The sequence below is a fragment of the Streptomyces sp. NPDC055099 genome (genome assembly GCF_053607685.1).
The window spans coordinates 44,597-62,376 of sequence record NZ_JBSGUA010000001.1; the positions used below are offsets into that span (position 1 = coordinate 44,597).

Annotated in this window: 18 protein-coding genes and 1 pseudogene; 9 read left to right on the forward strand and 10 right to left on the reverse strand. The window is 71.9% G+C overall.

All coding sequences use genetic code 11. From position 1 onward, the window contains the following. Window positions 1-66: 66 nt before the first annotated feature. Both ACWFRU_RS00205 and ACWFRU_RS00210 read right to left on the reverse strand, forming a co-directional pair. On the reverse strand, window positions 67-471 hold the full coding sequence (locus ACWFRU_RS00205) for a PPOX class F420-dependent oxidoreductase (protein WP_453683513.1): 405 nt from the start codon (window positions 469-471) through the stop codon (window positions 67-69). 98 nt (window positions 472-569) lie between these two features. Further along, window positions 570-1,202, reverse strand: coding sequence for a uridine kinase (locus ACWFRU_RS00210; RefSeq protein ID WP_453683514.1), 633 nt, complete (start codon window positions 1,200-1,202; stop codon window positions 570-572). A 263-nt stretch (window positions 1,203-1,465) separates the two neighbouring features. Here ACWFRU_RS00210 and ACWFRU_RS00215 point away from each other — a divergent pair, with 263 nt between their 5' ends. From ACWFRU_RS00215 to ACWFRU_RS00225, 3 genes are all read left to right on the forward strand, one after another. After that, a complete protein-coding gene (locus tag ACWFRU_RS00215) occupies window positions 1,466-2,164 on the forward strand; it encodes a DUF2293 domain-containing protein (protein ID WP_453683515.1) in 699 nt (232 codons plus the stop codon). A 257-nt stretch (window positions 2,165-2,421) separates the two neighbouring features. Next, the gene (locus ACWFRU_RS00220) at window positions 2,422-2,901 is read left to right on the forward strand and encodes an anthrone oxygenase family protein (protein ID WP_453683516.1); all 480 of its coding nucleotides are present in this window, start codon (window positions 2,422-2,424) and stop codon (window positions 2,899-2,901) included. A 145-nt stretch (window positions 2,902-3,046) separates the two neighbouring features. After that, window positions 3,047-4,543 (forward strand): glutamate synthase subunit beta, encoded by a 1,497-nt coding sequence (locus ACWFRU_RS00225; protein ID WP_453683517.1) that lies wholly within the window; start codon window positions 3,047-3,049, stop codon window positions 4,541-4,543. 65 nt (window positions 4,544-4,608) lie between these two features. Here ACWFRU_RS00225 and ACWFRU_RS00230 read toward each other — a convergent pair whose 3' ends face one another. Next, window positions 4,609-4,824 (reverse strand): DUF397 domain-containing protein, encoded by a 216-nt coding sequence (locus ACWFRU_RS00230; protein ID WP_453684449.1) that lies wholly within the window; start codon window positions 4,822-4,824, stop codon window positions 4,609-4,611. A 93-nt stretch (window positions 4,825-4,917) separates the two neighbouring features. Continuing rightward, window positions 4,918-5,778 carry a helix-turn-helix domain-containing protein gene (locus ACWFRU_RS00235; RefSeq protein WP_453683518.1) on the reverse strand — a complete coding sequence of 287 codons (861 nt, stop codon included), beginning with the start codon at window positions 5,776-5,778 and terminating at the stop codon, window positions 4,918-4,920. Window positions 5,779-5,933: 155 nt separating this feature from the next. Here ACWFRU_RS00235 and ACWFRU_RS00240 point away from each other — a divergent pair, with 155 nt between their 5' ends. The 3 genes and pseudogenes from ACWFRU_RS00240 to ACWFRU_RS00250 all read left to right on the forward strand — a co-directional run bounded on the left by ACWFRU_RS00240 (window position 5,934) and on the right by ACWFRU_RS00250 (window position 8,957). After that, window positions 5,934-6,410, forward strand: coding sequence for an ATP-binding protein (locus ACWFRU_RS00240; RefSeq protein WP_453683519.1), 477 nt, complete (start codon window positions 5,934-5,936; stop codon window positions 6,408-6,410). Between the two features lie 30 nt (window positions 6,411-6,440). Beyond that, a complete protein-coding gene (locus ACWFRU_RS00245; protein ID WP_453683520.1) occupies window positions 6,441-6,926 on the forward strand; it encodes a hypothetical protein in 486 nt (161 codons plus the stop codon). Between the two features lie 68 nt (window positions 6,927-6,994). Beyond that, window positions 6,995-8,957 (forward strand): annotated as a pseudogene (locus tag ACWFRU_RS00250) (ABC transporter ATP-binding protein). Window positions 8,958-8,972: 15 nt separating this feature from the next. Here the strand turns inward: ACWFRU_RS00250 and ACWFRU_RS00255 are convergent. The 3 genes from ACWFRU_RS00255 to ACWFRU_RS00265 all read right to left on the reverse strand — a co-directional run bounded on the left by ACWFRU_RS00255 (window position 8,973) and on the right by ACWFRU_RS00265 (window position 11,465). Further along, complete coding sequence (locus ACWFRU_RS00255; protein WP_453684451.1) at window positions 8,973-9,185, reverse strand: hypothetical protein; 213 nt, start codon at window positions 9,183-9,185, stop codon at window positions 8,973-8,975. 116 nt (window positions 9,186-9,301) lie between these two features. After that, the gene (locus ACWFRU_RS00260; RefSeq protein ID WP_453683521.1) at window positions 9,302-9,991 is read right to left on the reverse strand and encodes a DUF899 domain-containing protein; all 690 of its coding nucleotides are present in this window, start codon (window positions 9,989-9,991) and stop codon (window positions 9,302-9,304) included. A gap of 112 nt (window positions 9,992-10,103) precedes the next feature. Beyond that, the gene (locus ACWFRU_RS00265; RefSeq protein WP_453683522.1) at window positions 10,104-11,465 is read right to left on the reverse strand and encodes an amidohydrolase; all 1,362 of its coding nucleotides are present in this window, start codon (window positions 11,463-11,465) and stop codon (window positions 10,104-10,106) included. Window positions 11,466-11,570: 105 nt separating this feature from the next. On the opposite strand from ACWFRU_RS00265, the gene ACWFRU_RS00270 reads away from it, so the two are divergent. Then, window positions 11,571-12,527: an endonuclease/exonuclease/phosphatase family protein gene (locus ACWFRU_RS00270; protein WP_453683523.1), complete on the forward strand. Its 957-nt coding sequence runs from the start codon at window positions 11,571-11,573 to the stop codon at window positions 12,525-12,527. A 37-nt stretch (window positions 12,528-12,564) separates the two neighbouring features. On the opposite strand, the gene ACWFRU_RS00275 is transcribed toward ACWFRU_RS00270, so the two are convergent. Then, a complete protein-coding gene (locus ACWFRU_RS00275) occupies window positions 12,565-13,629 on the reverse strand; it encodes a phosphatidylinositol-specific phospholipase C domain-containing protein (protein ID WP_453683524.1) in 1,065 nt (354 codons plus the stop codon). 267 nt (window positions 13,630-13,896) lie between these two features. On the opposite strand from ACWFRU_RS00275, the gene ACWFRU_RS00280 reads away from it, so the two are divergent. Continuing rightward, on the forward strand, window positions 13,897-14,382 hold the full coding sequence (locus tag ACWFRU_RS00280) for a DUF3574 domain-containing protein (RefSeq protein WP_453683525.1): 486 nt from the start codon (window positions 13,897-13,899) through the stop codon (window positions 14,380-14,382). A gap of 43 nt (window positions 14,383-14,425) precedes the next feature. Here ACWFRU_RS00280 and ACWFRU_RS00285 read toward each other — a convergent pair whose 3' ends face one another. Next, on the reverse strand, window positions 14,426-16,279 hold the full coding sequence (locus tag ACWFRU_RS00285) for an FUSC family protein (protein WP_453683526.1): 1,854 nt from the start codon (window positions 16,277-16,279) through the stop codon (window positions 14,426-14,428). Window positions 16,280-16,551: 272 nt separating this feature from the next. On the opposite strand from ACWFRU_RS00285, the gene ACWFRU_RS00290 reads away from it, so the two are divergent. Continuing rightward, complete coding sequence (locus tag ACWFRU_RS00290; protein ID WP_453683527.1) at window positions 16,552-17,175, forward strand: DUF4291 domain-containing protein; 624 nt, start codon at window positions 16,552-16,554, stop codon at window positions 17,173-17,175. A gap of 12 nt (window positions 17,176-17,187) precedes the next feature. Here the strand turns inward: ACWFRU_RS00290 and ACWFRU_RS00295 are convergent, their stop codons facing one another. Further along, on the reverse strand, window positions 17,188-17,754 hold the full coding sequence (locus tag ACWFRU_RS00295) for a CchlQ (RefSeq protein ID WP_453683528.1): 567 nt from the start codon (window positions 17,752-17,754) through the stop codon (window positions 17,188-17,190). Window positions 17,755-17,780 lie beyond the last annotated feature (26 nt).

Genomic DNA, 17,780 nt, shown 5'->3' on the forward strand with positions numbered 1-17,780 from the left:
GCACCCCAGGCGGGAACCGGGGCCGGGAGGGGGTCCAGGCGCGAGGTCACAGCAGGGCCCGACGTCTTATGCCGAGAAACCGACGATCTTCTCCGGGGTCACCTTGATGATCACCCGGGCCTCCTCGTCCTTCTCGCCGGGCGGGTCGATGCCGAGGTATTTGTGTGAGAGCTCGCGCGGAAGCCGCTTCCCCGGGTCGGGGAGGATCTCGGCGACGCCACGGATCTCGGTCGACGTGTACGGGTTGGCCAGGTCGAAGACCGAGATGCTGATGCGCGGGTCGCGTTCGAGGTTGCGGACCTTCTGACGCCGCGCGGTGGACGAGAAGAGCACGGTGTCACCCTCCCGTTTGATCCACACGACCGAGTTCTGGGGTGCGCCGCCGGGGCCGAGGGTCGCGACGCTGGCGAAGTTCTTGCCGTCGAGGAGAGTGCGGACCGATTCACTGAAGTGGAGCGCTGTCGTTGCCATGCCCAGACCCTAACTATATGCACGTGCATATAAAAGGGGTTCGGGAGTTTTCGTCGAACGTCTTCCGCGAGCCTTCGCGACTACGGGCGTTCGCGCTCTCAGCCGCTCCACGCCGGATGCCGTGGATCATCCGCGCGTACGACGACGTCGGCCACCGCCTCGGGGTCCGTCTCCGCCGCGTACCGCTCGAAGGCGGGCAGGGTCCACCGCTCGCTCTCCGCCGTACGCCGCCGCAGAGCGCCCGGCGAAAGACTCGTGTGAACCGTCAGGTCGAAGGGGAACCAGTGGCCGAGCAGGAGCGGACCGTGCAGCAACAGCAGTGCGCCGGGTTGTAGTTGGACGTACGGGCTGCGCGTCGCGCGGTCCGACTCCGGGTCCCAGAGGTCGGGCAGTACGCGCCCTGTGCCGCCCGGGTCCAGCGGCCCGAAGACCTCGCGCCAGAGGGCGCCCGTGTCGAACCAGCCGCTGTAGTACGACTCCACGTCCTCGCGCCCGTATTCGAGGCGCAGCGAGGCGGGGCGCAGGAAGCCTTCCGTGCCGACGACGAGCGCGGACCGCCCGCGCACCCGCAGCGCGTCGGCCACGCCGTGGGCCAGCTCGCCCGGCCCGGCCGCCGGGGCTCCGTCGAAGGCGATGCGGGGCCAGGGGCCCGCGTCGGCCGTCTTCAGGTCGAGCAGCCGGTCGGCGAGGGTGTCCGTGAGCCGGTCCCAGGTGATCGCTTCGAGTCGCACCCGTCCCATGATGCCGCGCGCTTCCCGCCGCGACGCCGGGCCTCACTCCCCGGCGCCGGGCCTCACTCCCCGGCGCCTGGCCGCACTCCGCAGCGTCGGGCCCACGACAGCTCCGCGACGCTGGGCCTCACTCCCCGACGCCTGGCCGCACTCCGCAGCGTCGGGCCCAGGACAGCTCCACGGCGCCGGGCCTAGGACAGCTCCGCGGCGCCGGGCCTCGCCCCGCGGCGGTAGCCCCGGCCGTTCGGGGGAATCCTTTCCGCATGGCACCAACTCCCCTCGCCCGGAAAGCACTTCTCGCCATCCAGCCCCTCAAGCGCCGGCACTGTGCGGAGTGCCGCGGCGGGCCGCTCTCCCTCCTGGTCGTCCAGGAGTCCGAGCCGCACTGCCTGGACTGCGCCGACCTGGGCCATCTCGTCTTCCTGCCACGCGGCGACACCGCCCTGACGCGCCGGGCCCGCGAGGGGAGCGTGCTCTCGGCGGTGGTCGTCCGGCTCAACCGGCGCCAGGGGCGGTACGAGCGGCAGGGCGTACTTGTCGAGGAGGCGGCGCTCGCGCGGGCCGAGGAGCGGTGCCTCGCGGACGCGGAGGCGCGGGCGCGGCGCCGGGCACGGGACGCGGCGCGTCGGGCCCTGGAGGACGTCCGCTTCACCGCGGCCTTCGCGGAAGAGATACGGCGGCTGTTCCCGGGGTGCCCGGAGGAGCGGTGCCGGGCGATCGCCGGGCACGCGTCCGTGCGGGGCAGTGGGCGGGTGGGCCGGAGTGCGGCGGGGCGGGCCTTGTCCACGTCCGCGGTGACGGCCGCGGTGGTGGCCGCCGTGCGGCACACGGAGACGCCCTACGACCGCCTCCTCATGAGCGGGGTCCCGCGCGGGGAGGCGCGGCGCCGGATCGCCCCGGCGGTCGAGGCGACACTGCGGGCCTGGCGGGAGCCCGGGCGCCGCGGGAACGTGGCGGTCTGAGCCCGCCCCCGGCCCCCGCCCCCGGCCCCCCGCTCAGCGGCGAATATCTCCCGCCCGCCGCCAATTCGTCGCCACGCATCCAGCGGTGCAGGCTGGGGACGCCACCGCGTCCCCCAGACGCACACGCATGCCCCCGCGCGCCCCACGCATGGCCGTCCGGACGGTCCAGGCAATTCACTTGTGGTGCGGCGCCGCGCCATGGAGGATCACTGCGGCTCGCTCACCTGTCGGCTGCCTTACACAACGCGGGAGTTGCCATGATCGAGGGACCGTATTTCGTGCTCGTCGTGCTGGGCGCGCTCGCCTGCGGCCTGGTCGCGGGCGCCTTCGTCGCGTTCTCGACCTTCGTGATGCGGGGCCTCGCCGCCCTGCCCCCGGCGCAAGGCATCGCGGCCATGCAGTCGATCAACGTCAAGGCGGTCACCGCCGGGTTCATGACCGTGTTCATGGGCGCCGCCGGCCTCAGCGCGGTCGTCGCCGTCGTCACCTTCGTGCTCTGGCCCGACGACGGCACCGTCGAGCTGCTGCTGGGGGCCGCGCTGTATCTGTTCGGCTCGTTCGGGGTCACCATCGCCGCGAACGTCCCCCGCAACGACGCCCTCGCCAAGCTCGACCCGCAGGCAGCGGAGAGCGCGGACCGCTGGCGTACGTACGTGCGCGAGTGGACCATGTGGAACCACATCCGCGTCGGCGCCTCCCTGGCCGCCTCGGCTTCCTTCATCCTCGCCCTGACCTGAGCCGGTCACGCCGACGCCGTCCTCCGCTCCCGCCCCCTCGCGGACATGCCCGCCCCGCCCTCCCGTCGTACAGTGGCCGAAAGCCTGAAAACCCACTGCCACAAGCCTGAAGAACCACGCGAGAAGGCACGCGAGGGAGACGGCCATGGCCGACCCCAAGGGCTTCCTCACCACCGCCCGCCAGGAATGGCCGCGCCGGTCCGTCGGCGAGCGGGTCAAGGACTGGGACGAGGTGTACGTCCCCGGCGCGCTGCTGCCCATCGTCGAGCGGCAGGCCGACCGCTGCATGGACTGCGGCATCCCCTTCTGCCACGAGGCCTGCCCGCTGGGCAATCTGATCCCCGACTGGAACGACCTCGTCTCGCGCGCCGACTGGCGTGCCGCGGCGGACCGGCTGCACGCCACGAACAACTTCCCCGAGTTCACCGGACGCCTCTGTCCCGCCCCCTGCGAGGCGGGCTGCGTCCTCGCGATCAACCAGCCCGCGGTGACCATCAAGAACGTCGAGGTGGCCATCGCCGACCGCTCATGGGAGGACGGCCTCAATCCGCCCCGCCCCCCGCACCGGCACACCGGCAGGACCGTCGCCGTCGTCGGATCGGGGCCGGCAGGACTCGCCGCCGCACAGCAGCTCACGCGCGCCGGGCACACCGTCGTCGTCTACGAGCGCGACGACCGCGCGGGCGGGCTCCTGCGGTACGGCATCCCCGCGTTCAAGATGGAGAAGCACCACGTGGAGCGGCGGCTCGCGCAACTGCGGGACGAGGGCACGGTCTTCCGTACGTCCGTCACGATCGGGCGGGACATCGGCGCCGACGAGCTGCGGACCAGGCACGACGCGGTGGTGCTCGCCACCGGCGCCACCGCCTGGCGCGAACTGGACGTGCCGGGCCGGGAGTTGAGCGGCATCCACCAGGCCATGGAGTACCTTCCGCTCGCCAACCGCGTCTGCGAGGGCGACTTCGGCACCTCGCCGCTGAGCGCCGCCGGGAAGCACGTCGTCATCGTCGGCGGCGGCGACACCGGAGCGGACTGCCTGGGCACGGCGATCCGCGAAGGGGCCGCGTCCGTCACGCAGTTGGACATCTACGGGCGGCCCGGCGACGCACGGGACGAGCTGGCCGAGCCCTGGCCGACGTACCCGAAGATCTACCGCCTCTCCCCCGCGCACGAGGAGGCGGGCGAGCTGCGCACGGCCCCCGCCGCGGCCGCGGACGCCGACGCCCGGCTGTTCGCCGCGTCCACCCTGCGCTTCACCGGCGACGCGGCGGGCCGGGTGAACGCCCTGCACCTGACCGAGGTCGACGCGGACCGCCGCCCCCGCCCCGGGACGGACCGTGAGCTTCCCGCCGATCTCGTGCTGCTCGCGCTCGGCTTCTCCGGGCCCGAGCGGGCCGCGGGCGGCCTGGTCGACCAGCTCGGCCTGGACGTCGAGGACCGCGGCACCCTCGCCCGCGGCGCGGACTTCGCGACCAACGTGCCGGGGGTCTTCGCGACCGGCGACGCGGCCCGCGGCCAGTCACTGGTCGTATGGGCCATAGCCGAGGGCCGCGCGACCGCCGCGGCGGTCGACCGGTGGCTGACCGGCGCGACCGGCCTCACGGCGCCGATCGGCCCGTACGACCGGCCGATGACCGCCTGAGGCCGCCGCCCCGGCCACGAAGGACCGGAGCGGCTGTCGAGAGCAGCCGGAGCAGCCGGAGCGGCTCACGAGAGCAGGAAGTCGGCCTCCCCCGCCTTCGCCCCCTGGATGAACGCGTGGATCTCGCCGTACGTGTAGATCAGCGCCGGGCCGTCCGGATCTGCCGACTGGCGGACCGCCACCCGACCGTCGGCCAGCTTCATGGCCTCCAGGCAGTTGCCGCCGTTGCCACCGCTCCACGGCTTGTGCCAGCCCTCGCTGCCGAGGTCACGGGCGGGCATGCCGTTGTAGATCCGGGAGTCGTCCCGGGAGTCGGGACGGGTCCCGCCTCCGGGTTTGGACCCGGGTCGCGTGCCGGCTCGGTGTCGATCCATTCACAGCTCCTTGCGGAGATCCCGGAGGATCTCCTTTGTGCGATGTGCCGTCGCGGCTTGCGCCGCCATGCGGTCCATGACCTCGAGGTGGGTCGCCACCTCGGTGCGCGCGTCCAGATAGACGGCGCCGGTCAGGTACTCGCTGTAGACCATGTCCGGCAGCTCCGCCATGGCGAAGCGGAACAGCACGAACGGTCCGTACGTGCCCGGGTGCGGACCCGCCGCGAACGGCGCGATCTGCAGGGTCACATGAGGAAGTTCGACGGCTTCGAGGAGCTTGTCGATCTGCTCGCGCATCACCTCGGGACCGCCCACGGGTCTGAGCAGGGCGGTCTCGTCCATCACGACCCAGACCCGTGGCGCGTCCTCGCGGGTGAGCAGCGACTGGCGCTCCATGCGCAGCGCCACATACCGCTCGATGTCCTCGGGATTGGTCTGGCCGATCGCTCCGGAGCGCATCACACCACGTGCGTACTCCTCGGTCTGCAGCAGACCGGGCACGAAGTGCGGTTCGTAGGACCGGATGAGGCTGGCCGCCCCCTCCAGGCTGACGTACATGCTGAACCAGCCCGGCAGGATGTCGTGGAACCGCTGCCACCAGCCCGGTTTGTTCGCCTCCTCGGCGAGCGTCACGAAGGCGTCGGCCTCGTCCTCGCCGACGCCGTAGGACTTCAGGAGGAGCTGGAGATACGGGATCTTGAGTGCGACCTCGGCCATCTCCATGCGGCGGACCGTGGCGGGGGCCACGCGGAGAATCCGCGCGGCCTCCTCTCGTTTGAGGCCCGCGCGCTCACGCAGGTCCTGCAAACGACGGCCTAGGACGACCTGGCCGACGGTCGGCGCGGACCGCGGTTCGCTCACGTCCTACCTCCACGTACTCCATGACATGCCAATTCACTCCGCAGCTGGAGCCGTTGCCAGCAGTGTGCCATGTGCCGTCTCGAAGGAACACGCCACTGTGCACTTTTCAGAGTGGGTCTTGCCAAGGTGTTCCCGGCGGGGCGATAGTGGATGGCGTGACTCCGCCCGCGCCGTTACACACAGCTGCCGCCGAAGCCCCTGTTGGCCTGACCGCCGACGCGTGGGCCGAGAGCGGCTCCGAGCTCTGCGTCAGCTTCGCGCTGGTGCCACGGCCGGGCTCCGCCGCACAGGCCAGACGTCTGGCGAACGCCCAGCTCCTGGGCTGGGACATAGGCGAGGACTGCCGCGACGCCGCTGCCCTCGTGGTCTCCGAGCTGGTCACGAACGCGATCGTGCACACGGCGAGTCACCGCATCGTCTGCGAGCTCTGCACCAAGCCCGGGTCACTGCGCATAGCTGTGCGTGACGACGGATATGGATCGGGTGTCCCGCGGCCCGCGCAGGAAGGGCCTGACACCGACGAGGAGCACGGGAGGGGATTGCTTCTCGTCGAGGCGGTGAGCAACGCGTGGGGTGTACGTGACGAGGGCCCCGGCGCCGGCCTCACCGTATGGGCGGAACTGCGGGCATGACGTGACAGAGGGTGCGGGCGTGAGGACGACGTGGACAGGGGGCGTGTGAGCGCGGTGACGGTGCGGCGGCTGTTGGACCTGGACACGCTGGTCCGCCTCGAACGGAGGCGGTCCGCGGCTGCCTCCTCACCGGCCCCGACGCGGCTCGCCGTCCCGGCCGGGATGTCGCAGCCCCTGGGGTGCGACGCGGTCTCGGTGCCCGCGCGGTTCGGACCCCGGCTGATGGCGCGGCTGCCGCGTGTGGGGTGTGTGTACGAGGACACCGGGGACGCCGGGGACACCGCCGCGGCACGGTGGTGGTGGATCGTCCCCGCGGACTCCGATGTCGCACTCGAATGGCCGTCTCCCGCGTACTACGCCGCGGGAGCCGTGGTGCCGGGTGCCCGGCGCGCTCCCTCACTCATCCACAGCCCGTCCGGGGGCGAGGTCCCCTATACGCCGCCGATTCCGCTGTATCTCGCGTGGTGCAGGGCCACGGGGACCACGCCGGGGTGGTCGCGGACGGTGCGGGCGTAGGCCTGCGGCGGCATCGGCCACGGAAGAACTCCTTTGCACGCGCGGTGGCGGAGTCGCTTGCATGAGGTATGGCACTGCACGATAAGCAGAACAACTCCCGTGACGAGACCGGGACTTCAGGCTCGGAGAAGCTCCTCTTCGGCGGGCCCCTGCGCTATGACACCGGCTGGGCCCAGTACGAGGAGGCGTTCCTCCAGCTGGGGTTCCGGTCCATGCTGAAGCGGCTTCCCGCGCTGCTCGCCGCCAGCTTCCGGCTCGCATGGCAGGCCGACCGGCCGGCGGCGCATCGTCATCACCGCCGAGGTGGGCCGCGGCCTCGCCCAGGCGGTGAGCCTCCTCGCGGTCAACAGCGTGCTCGCGCGCCTGCTGACCGACGCCCCGATCGCCGACCGGCTGCGCGGCGCCGCGCCCGCCCTGGTGACGGTGGCGTCCGTGCTGTTCGTGGCCGCGCTGCTGCGCGCCGCGTCGACGTACGCGACGGGGCGTCTCGAACCGAAGGTCGAGCGCGTCGCCACCGAGCAGTACCTGGAGAGAGCGGCGTCGGTGGAGCTGTCGGCCATCGAGGACGACGCGTTCCACAAACTCCTCGACACGGCGCAGTACGGGGCCGCGTCCGCCCGCCGCATGATCGGCATCGCGACACGTGTGGTGAACGCGATGATCTCGCTGGTCGCCGCGGCGAGCGTGCTGACCGTCCTGCACCCGGCGCTGCTTCCGCTCCTGGTGACGATGACCCTGCCGAGCGCGTGGAGCGCCCTGACGATCGCCCGGCGCCGCTATGTCTCCTTCCACGCGTGGGTGCAGCACGCCCGCGCGGGCCGCCTCATCGGCAGCCTGCTCACGGAGGAGCGCGCGGCACCGGAGATCCGGGTGCACGGCGTGGGCCCGTTCCTGCTGCGGCACTTCCGGTCCATGTCGGAGGCCGCGGAGGAGGAGCAGGCGCGCCTGGCACGTCTGGCCGCCCGGACGGGTCTGATCGCGGCGGTCTGGACGGGCGTCGCCACCGTGGCGACATACGCGACGCTCGGCGGTCTGATGCTCGCCGGGGCGATGGCGCTGTCCGTCGCGGGCACCGCCGTCATCGCGATCCGTACCGGCGCGTCCAACCTCGACACACTCGTCGTGGAGATCAACTCCCTGCACGAGGACGCCCTGTTCGTCGGCGACCTGGAGCGGCTCTTCGTGGAGGCGGCGCGGCGCGAGATCCCGGTGGGCGGCGCCGAACTGCCGCCGGAACCACGGGAGATACGGTTCGAGAACGTCACCTTCCGCTATCCGGGGGCCTCGGAGAAGGACGCGCTCAGCGACGTCTCCCTCACCCTGCCGACCGGGAAGATCGTCGCTCTCGTGGGCGAGAACGGCTCCGGCAAGACCACGCTGGTGAAGCTGCTCGCCGGTCTGTACGCGCCGAAGGGCGGCCGGATTCTGTGGGACGACGTCGACGCGGCGACCGCGGACCGGCAGCAACTGGCGGAACGCATCGCGATGGTGGCGCAGGACTTCAAGCGCTGGCCGTTCACGGCGCGCGTGAACATCGCGATCGGCCGGTCGTCGGTGCCGCTGACGGACGACCGGATCGGCGCCGCGATCGAGGAGGCAGGCGCCGATGAGGTGGTGGCCGATCTGCCGCGCGGGCTCGACACGCTCCTTGCGCGCGCGTTCACCGGCGGGCACCAGTTGTCGGGCGGTCAGTGGCAGCGGCTCGGCATCGCGCGCGCCGCCTACCGGCGCGGCAGCATCCTCATCGTGGACGAGCCGACGGCGGCACTCGACGCCCGCGCCGAGCTCGAGGTCTTCGAGAAGATCCGGGCGCTCGCCGGGACGGGCCAGACCGTCATCCTCATCACCCACCGCCTGGCGTCGGTGCGCCACGCCGACCTGGTCCATGTCCTGGACGGCGGGCGCCTGGTCGAGTCGGGCACACCGGACGAACTCCTGAGGACGGGCAGTGTGTACGCGGAGCTGTACGCGCTGCAGGCCGACCAGTTCACGGCGAAGGCTCCCTCGCCGAACGGGCACGCCGAGCGCTGAGGGGCGTAGTCGGGCCTATGCCGCGGCGGCTATTTCCGAGAGGTCGGTGACCGCGGACTCGCCCGTCACGGGCTCGCGCACGATCACCAGGAAGGCATCGGACGCGAGGTCCATCACGACCTCCGCCCGCTGTCCTTCCATGCGGCGGGCCCGCGCGAAGTCCTCCGCGGGCCACGATCCTCGCGGCCCACCGGCCGGAAAGCGTTCCAGTACGACTCGACTGTTCATCATCGTCCTTCTGTTCCCCCGTTGGCAGTCCTTATGGACTCTTTCGGAGAAGAACGCGCCGCGGGGCGGAAAGGACTCGCAACGTGACGGACCTGACACCTGGTTGTACCGGTTCCTCACATCTCGTACTCGTCGTGATACCTGAGCCGGTCGCTGCCCGCGGGCGCCCCGAACCCCGTCGCGCGGCCCTTGGGCTCCTCCCACTCCTCCTGCCGGCCGAGGGCGGTGAGGTCCAGGAGGCTCGAATAGGAGGCGACCCAGTCGGTGCCGCGGGCGTACGTCGAGTACGTGTGGAAGACGCGGTCGCCGTCCCGCAGGAAGCAGCTGAGGCCCGGCTGCTCGTAGGACTCGTCGCCCTCGCCGACGGTGGCGTCGAAGTCGTGGTTGAAGTCGCTGCCGTGCGAGGAGTACCACGGCACCGTCCAGCCCATCCGGGCCTTGAAGGGCAGGATCTTGGTGAAGGGCGCGCGGGAGACCGCGATGAAGTTCGTGCTGCGGGCCCGCAGATGGGCCAGATGCCCGATCTGGTCGAGGAAGGCCGAGCAGCTCCGGCAGCCCGCGTCCCACTCCGGGGCGAACATGAAGTGATAGACGATCAGTTGGGAGTCGCCGTCGAAGAGGTCGAACAGCGTGGCCTTGCCGTCGGAACCGTCGAAGAGGTACTCCTTGCCGATCTCGACCATCGGCAGCCGCCGCCGCTCGGCGTTGAGCGCGTCACGCGCCCGTGTCGCCGCCTTCTCCTTGGCGAGCAGTTCCTGGCGCGCGGCCAGCCACTCCTCGCGCGTGACGATGTCGGGAAGTCGCATGATCCCTCAGTCCCTCCTGCGGACCCGCCCCTCGGATCCGTACATCTGTGAGGGGTGACCGGCGCGGTCATCGGAACTCATCGGTCGCGGCGGAGAAACTTCGGAGAACTTTTCAGCCTTCGTAGTCCTGGATCCGCTTGCCGTGGCCGCGGTCGGTCAGGGCGGGCAGTTCGGCGGCCAACTCCCGTACGGTCTCCGGCACGTCGAGGGTCAGCAGCCGCCGGTCGCGCATCAGGACCCGCCCGTCGACGATCGTCGTGGTGACGTCCGACGAGCGGGCGCTGTGCACGAGCGTGGCCGCGAGGTCGTGCACGGGCTGGGTGTGCGGCCCTGTGAGGTCGACGAGGACGATGTCGGCGCGGCGGCCCGGCGCGAGGCTGCCGATGTCGTCGCCGAGGCCGACGGCCCGCGCGCTCTGCAGTGTGGCGTGGCCGAGCGCCTGGCGCGCGGTCAGCCAGGCCGGGTCGCGCCGCGTGGACTTCTGGACGAGCGCGGTGAGCGTCATGGACTCCCAGACGTCCAGGGTGTTGTTCGACGCGGCGCCGTCCGTGGCGAGTCCGACGGGGGTGCCGATGTCGCTCAGGGCCCGTACGGGCGTGGTGTCCCAGCCGAACTTCATGTAACCGCGGGGCGCGGACGCCACCGCGATGCGTCCCGTGCCCTGCCGGAGGACGGGCAGGTCGCGGTCGAGGATGCCGGTGCCGTGGGCGATGAGGACGTCGACGTCGAGCAGGCCGGTGCGGTGCAGGATCTCGATGGGGGTGCGGCCGTGGCGCTCCAGGCTGTTGTCGGTTTGCGCGCGGTTCTCGGCGGCGTGCAGATGGACCATGAGGCCGTGCTCGCGGGCGAGTTCAGCGGTCGCGGCGAGGTCCGCGTCGTCGACGGTGTACGGGGCGTGCGGCGCGAGCGAGGTGGTGATGCGGCCATCCGCGGCGCCGCGTTGCCGCAGTGCGAACTCCAGGGAGGCGGCGCGGCCATCGGGCCCTTGAGAGGAGAAGAACGCGACGCCGAGGTTGGCGCGCAGACCGCTCTGCGTCACGACATCGGCGACGGTGTCCATCGCGAAGTAGTGGTCGGCGAAGGTCGTCACGCCGCCCCGGATCATCTCCGCGCAGGCAAGACGCGCGCCGAGCCCGACGACGCGCTCGGTCAGGTTGGTCTCGATGGGCCAGATCCAGTCGTTGAACCACTCGTGCGCCGGCAGATCCTCCGCGAGGCCGCGCAGGGCCACCATCGGCGTGTGCGTATGGCAGTTGATCAATCCCGGCAGGGCCACCTGGCCGCGTGCGTCGATGCGTTCGGCGGCCTGGAGTCCGGCGACGCCGGGGGTGGTGGTGACGGCGTCGATGCGCCCGCCGCGTACGACGATTGTGGCGTCGTCGAGGAATCCGATCCGGCCTCCCGTGTCGTGGACGAGGGCCGTGCAGCCCGTGATGACGAGATCGGCGGGGCCGTGCGCGGGAGGCGGCGTCATCTCTTCAAGGTACGGGGAGTGCGCATCCCGTGCCCTGTCGCGTCGCCGGATTCGCGGGCACGCTGACGTCAACCCGCCGACCACGCCCAACAGTTGGAGCCCGCCATGCTCGTCGGCACCTGGAACCTGGAGAACCTCTACCGGCCCGGCGGAAAGTTCGGGCCCAACGACAAGGCCGCGTACGAGGCGAAGCTGGCCTCCCTCGCGGCGACGATCACGGCGCTGAACCCGAGCGTGCTCGGCGTGCAGGAGGTCGGCGACCCGGAAGCCCTCTCGGATCTCGCCGGGATGCTGGAGGGCACCTGGCACACCACGCTCTCGGAGCACGCGGACGAGCGCGGCACCCGCGTCGGCTTCCTCAGCACGCTGCCGGTGTTCGTCGTGGCCGACGAGGTCCGCTTCCCCGAACCGCTGCGCCCGGTGCAGTCGGGTGACGCGGGCCGGCCGGTGACGCGGGCGGGCCGCGGGGTCCTTGCGGTGACGGTGACGACGCGCGCCTTCTTCTTCGACGTGGCCGTCTGCCACCTGAAGTCGAAGCTGCTGTCGTACGGAAACGGCAGGTTCGTGCCGCGCGACGAGGGCGAGCGTGCCCGCTTCGGGGCGTACGCGCTCTACCGGCGTGCGGCGGAGGCCACACTGGTGCGCTCGCTGTCCGACCGCCTCCTGAAGGGTGACGGCCGTGCGCACGATGTCGTGGTCCTCGGCGACCTGAACGACGAGGTGTCGGCGGCGACGACCCAGATCCTGCTCGGCCCGCCCGGCTCCGAGATCGGCACCCCCGGGTTCGACAGGCCGGACAAGGGCGACGCGCACCGGCTGTGGAACGTGGCCCCGCTCATCCCGCCCGAGCAGCGCTACTCCCGGGTCCACGCGGGCCGCCGCGAGCTGATCGACCACGTCCTGGTGAGCCGCGGCTTCCTGAACCTGGTCAAGGCCGCGGGCACCGGCGTGCCGGGTTCGACGGCGACCGCGCTGCCGTCGGTGGAGGACGGCGATCCGGCCCAGCGGCGGGACGCGAGGGGCTCGGACCACGCGCCGGTGTGGGTACGGATCGAACGCTAGCGGGCGTGGCCTGTGCGACCGGCCGGGACCGTGCGGGTCAGCCGCGTGGGAGCACCGTCGAGAGGACGCCCGGCAGCGGATACCAGTCCGACGACACGATGCTGGCGTTGCCGCGCGCGAGCAGGGCGACGCGGTCGCGGGCCTGGGCCTCGGTCGGGTTCACGGCGTCGATGGCCGGGGCGACGTTGTGGGCGTCGGACATGACGACCAGGTAGCGCCGGTCGGCGTACCACTTGGTGTCGATGGTGCCGCCCGCGTACCTGGACGCGTCGCCGTCGAACAGCACGAACCAGGGCCGGATCGACGCGTCCGCGTACCGCCCGCGCGGGTCGCCCGCCTCGGCACCGAGCACGGCGGGGAAGGCGGCGGCATCGCCCAGGCGCCCGGCGGCCTTGAGGTCGCGTAGATGGGTGGCGTACTCGCGGTCGGTCCACAGGGTGTCCGCCGGGTTGCCCTGTTCGACGGTGCCGGGGATCAGCTCGACGATGAACTTGCCCGCGAGTGCGCTCCGCTGGGGCCAGCCGTCACCGCGTACGGCGTCGTCAAGGGTGGCGTGCCCTCCGGTGAGCTGGCCGGGGCGGTAGACGGCATCGCCGAGCTTGCTCTTCAGGAGCGTGTCGAGGTCGGCGGGCCCGCGTCCGTTCCTCCCCTGGAAGCCGTCCTTCAGCTCCACCTTGAGAAGGATGGGGCGGTGGCCGGGGTGGGCGTCGTGCCAGCTCTTCATGTCCGTGAGGCATCCGGCGAGGCTCTGATTGCGCGACTTGGTGCGCAATTCGGCCGGAGTCGCGGCGTTCTCGCAGTTGTTGTCGTTCCCGACGGGGTTGCTGTGCGAGACCCGCCAGCCGCTGCCGAACACATTGGTCCACACGTCGAGTTCGAGCATGGCCGCGCCGGAGTCGAGCGCGTCCGCGAAGTACGGGTACTTCGCCTTCTCGTAGGCGTTGTGGACGCCGACGCCGGTGGTGGAGGCGTACGGCGACTGCGGGGCCGGGTCGTCAGCGGCCGAGGGGGCGGCGCCGCTCGCGGACACCGCGGTTCCGAACGCCAGTACGCCGGCCGTCGCGAGGGCCATGGCGAGGCGTGTCCCAGTACGTGCGCTCATGGCCGCCGCCCCCTCCGTCAATCCGGTCAAGTCCCCCGCAACATATGGGGGTTGAGTGTCGTATGGGAAGACGGCGACTTACGGGAGGGGAGAGATATTCAGCCGTACAGCCGTACGGGAGGGGGCGCGGAGCGTGGCGTGTCGGCTACCGTCTGCGCCCGTTATGGATCAACGTACGCAGAGATCCACACGCCGCGCCGCAACCGCTACGGCGTGCGACACCCCCCGTAGACCCTGATCTGCCCCCGCCGAAAGGGATCAGCCGCCATGTCCCGCACCCTCTCCCGCATCTCCCGCACCCGTCTCGCCGTGACCGCGGCAGCCGCCACGGTCCTCGCGGTCGGCGCCCCGGCCGCGTACGCGTCGTTCGACACCGACACGCGCTCGCCGGGCACGACGACCACGTCCCAGATCTCCCGGGGTCACGCGTACACCGAGACCCGCCTCCTCTTCGGGACCGAGCGCCCCGACGGCGGACCCGACGTGACCGACAAGCAGTTCATGCGGTTCATCGACGTCGAGGTGACGCCGTCGTTCCCCGACGGGCTCACGGTGCAGGAAGGGCGCGGCCAGTGGCGGGACTCGAACGGCAGGATCGAGCGTGAGCGCTCGTACGAGCTGATCCTGCTGTATCCGACGTCGCAGGCGCACCAGCGTGACGCCCGGATCGAGGACATCCGCGAGGACTACGTGAAGAAGTTCGAGCAGGACTCGGTGGCGCGGCTCGACGACCGGGTGCGGGTGGACTTCTGAGACCCGCCCGGCCCGTGGGTGCCATGAGTTCGGCGCCCGGGGGTCACGCCACCGCGGTGAGCTCCAGTTCCGCCAGCAGCGCGTCGATGCGCTCGGCGTGCCGCCGCGGCAGGCGTCCCGTGTCGTCGACGTGCACCGCGCAGGCGGTCGTGGTGTCGACGAGGCGTTCGAGGGTGGCCGCCACCTGCTCCGAGCCCCGGGAGTGCCGGGCCAAGGCGGGAAGTTCGGCGGCCGCCAGGTCGATGGCGGCGCGGGCCTCGGCCAGCGTCCGGTAGGCCTCGCGCCGCAGGGCCCAGCGGGCGGCGCGGTGGTCGGCGCGGTGGTGGTCGGCGCCTGCCCGGACGTCGGCGTGGGCGTCGCTCAGGACGTGGCGCAGGTAGTCGTGCGCGGACGTGTGGGCGGCGGTCAGCCGGTCCTGTACGCGACCACCGCGCCGCACGGGCCACGGCAGCCGCAGATGCCCGACGAGCAGGACGATGCCGCAGGCGAGCAGCGTCTCGCCGATCCGCCCCCAGGCGGCCTGCGGCTCCCCGCCCACCATGACCAGGGCGAGGACGAGGACCGTGACGACGGCGGTCTGGGCGGCGAAGTGCCGGGTGGCGACAGGGATCAGCGCACCGCACACGGCGACGACGGCGACGAGCCCGGCGGGGCGTGGCAGCAGGGCGGCGAGCGCCGCGAAGAGGATGGCGCCGAGGACGGTGCCGAGGGCGCGGCACAGGACGCGGGACGCCAGCGGCCCGAGGTCGGGCTTGACCAGGAAGACGGCGGTGGCCGGCAGCCAGTACCAGTGCGGGTGATGCAGGGCCTGCGCGACCGCGGCGCTCGCCCCGAAGCAGAGCGCGACCCGCACGCCGTACTCGCGCCCGCCGGGCCCGGCGGCGGTGCGCAGGACGCCGACGGGGCCGCGCCGCCGGCCGTGCGGGGGCCGCGCGGCGCCGCTGTCGAAGGCTTCGGCGGCGTGCAGCAGCGCGTCGTCGAGGGCGCGGAGACCGGCGTCGTGGCGGGCGGGCGCGGGCAGCGGACCGCTGGGGACACCGTCGCGGATGGCGGCGGCGAGGCGGCGCGGCCCCTCGCCCGTGCGTGGCGGGAGCGGTTCACCGGCCCAGGCGAGCGCGGTCGCCGCCTCGCCGAGCGGCAGCGAGGCGAGGTACTGCGCGTGCAGCCGCCGCTCGGCGGACGAGGCCGCGTGCCTGCGCAGGCGCGGCCCGGAGAGGGCGTCCTGGGCGTGGTCGAGCGCGGCGGTGAGGGCCGCGCGGCGGGCGGTCGAGTCGGCGGTACCCGCGGCATCGAGAAGCGCGGCGACGGCTTCGTAGACGGCGGACACGGCGGTGCGTTCGCCGTCGAGGCGGTAGGGTCGGGCGATTCCCTTCCGGCTGCCGGGCGAGGGCAACAGAAGCCGCAGCACGATCAGCCAGGCGGCTCCGCCGAGGAAGAACAACGCGCGCTGCCACCCGGGTTCGGGCAACGGCATCCCGGCTCCGACGGCGGCGGCGACGAGCAACTGCGTACCGCTGGCGGAGGCAACAGGCCCCACAGCGCTGAAGCCGCCGGCGACCAGCCCGAGCAAGGCGAACACCACAGGAAGCAGATACGCCCCTCCCCCTGCCTCAACGACGCACACCCCAAGAACAAGCCCACCCGCACCGGCAACCGCGGGCACACCGAGCCGCCGCACGGCGACCCGACGGCTCCCGGGCCGGTCGTTGATCCCGGCGAGCATGGCCCCGAGCGCGGCCACGACCCCCACGGAAACCCGCCCGAAGACCACCCCCGCACCCAACAACGGCCCCGCCGCCAGCGTCCCCCGCAAAACGGCATGCCACGGCACGGGCCCACGCTGCGCACGCAGAGCATGGCCGAGCCAGGGCGGAAGGGAAGCTACGCGCGGGATCACCGGACTCACCGTGCTCCTGTGTCGTCATCGGACGGTCATGAACGGACGGGCGCCGCCGGACGACATCGGCCTGGGCTGGTGATCAACCGTAAACGGTGTTCTTGGAGAAAAAGGGACGAGCGCGTTTCCGCGATGTGACGCTCTCGCGACGCCGCGATCGCACGACGGGGAGGGCCGCCCCACCGGTAGTGCCTGCTCACGGACCCAGCAGGAGCGCCCACCACCGACAATTCACTGGCGAGCGAGGGCACGAGGACCGCAGGCTGACAGCCATGACCCGTACCGGAGACACCCTCACCACCGCACCCCCCACCCACCAGATCCGCGCCCTGCACACGGAGTCGACGATCACGGTCTACCAGGCGTACGCCCCCGAGATCGGCGAACCCGCGGCACGCACCGGCCGCTTTCCCGCCACGTGGAAGCGAGACCGCATGACGTGGATCAAACCGTCATTCCTATGGATGATGTACCGCTGCGGATGGGCCATGAAGGAGGGGCAGCAGACGGTCCTCGCGGTGGAGATCACGCGGGAGGGCTTTGAGTGGGCGCTGCGCCACGCGTGTCTGTCGCACTACGTGCGCGGGGTGCACCCCGACCAGGCCTCCTGGAAACGGGACTTGAGGCGGGCACCGACCCGGGTCCAGTGGGACCCGGAACGCGATCTGCACCTGAACCCCCTTGCTCACCGCTCCCTCCAGCTGGGCCTGGCGGGCGACGCGGCACGCCGGTACGCGGACGAGTGGACGGTCTCGATCAGGGACGTCACCGAGCAGGCCCGTGCCATCCACACCCTCGTACACGAAGACCGAGACCTGGAATCGGCGGCAGCCCTGCTCCCCGAGGAACGCCCCTATCCCACGCCTGATGCCCTGCTCGCCCACCTGCGCGCCTGAGGCGGCAGGGCATCACGCCCCACCGTCCGACGCCCCTCGGCACAGCGGGCACCGATCCCTGCCGTCCCAGCTGGACCAGCCGAATTCCTCGGGCGCGAGGGACTGGCCGTCTAGTTCCTTGCGTACGGCGACTCGGTAGCCCCAGACGCTTCCGATGTACGGGTGGTAGGCGGCGTGGAAGGCCGGTGATGTCTGTGTGGCGCCGGTCGCGACCGTCTTCCTCAGCGCGCGGAGCCGTTCGAACATCACCTGTCCCGCGCCGGCCACCGCGGAGCTCGCGTCGATGAAGAGTCTCTCCCGGACCTCGTAGATCGTGGCTTCCGTCAGTGCCGCGCGCGTGAGCGCGTCAAGGTCGCTGCCTTCCCCGTCACCCCCCGCCGCGCCGGGGTCCTGAGCGATCTGGCGCAGGCGCGAGTGGCAGCCCTCCGCGGCGCTGATGAACTCGATGTAGACCGCCCGGCGCCGCTCGTTGAGGCCGCGGTCCGCCTCGCGGCGGTGACGCAGGTGGTCGGCCAGAACCGTGCCGGTGATGGCGATGAAACCACCGCTCACCGCGGCGACGAGCGTCCCCCAGTCCACAGCTCCCCCAGCCCCCGTCTCAGCAG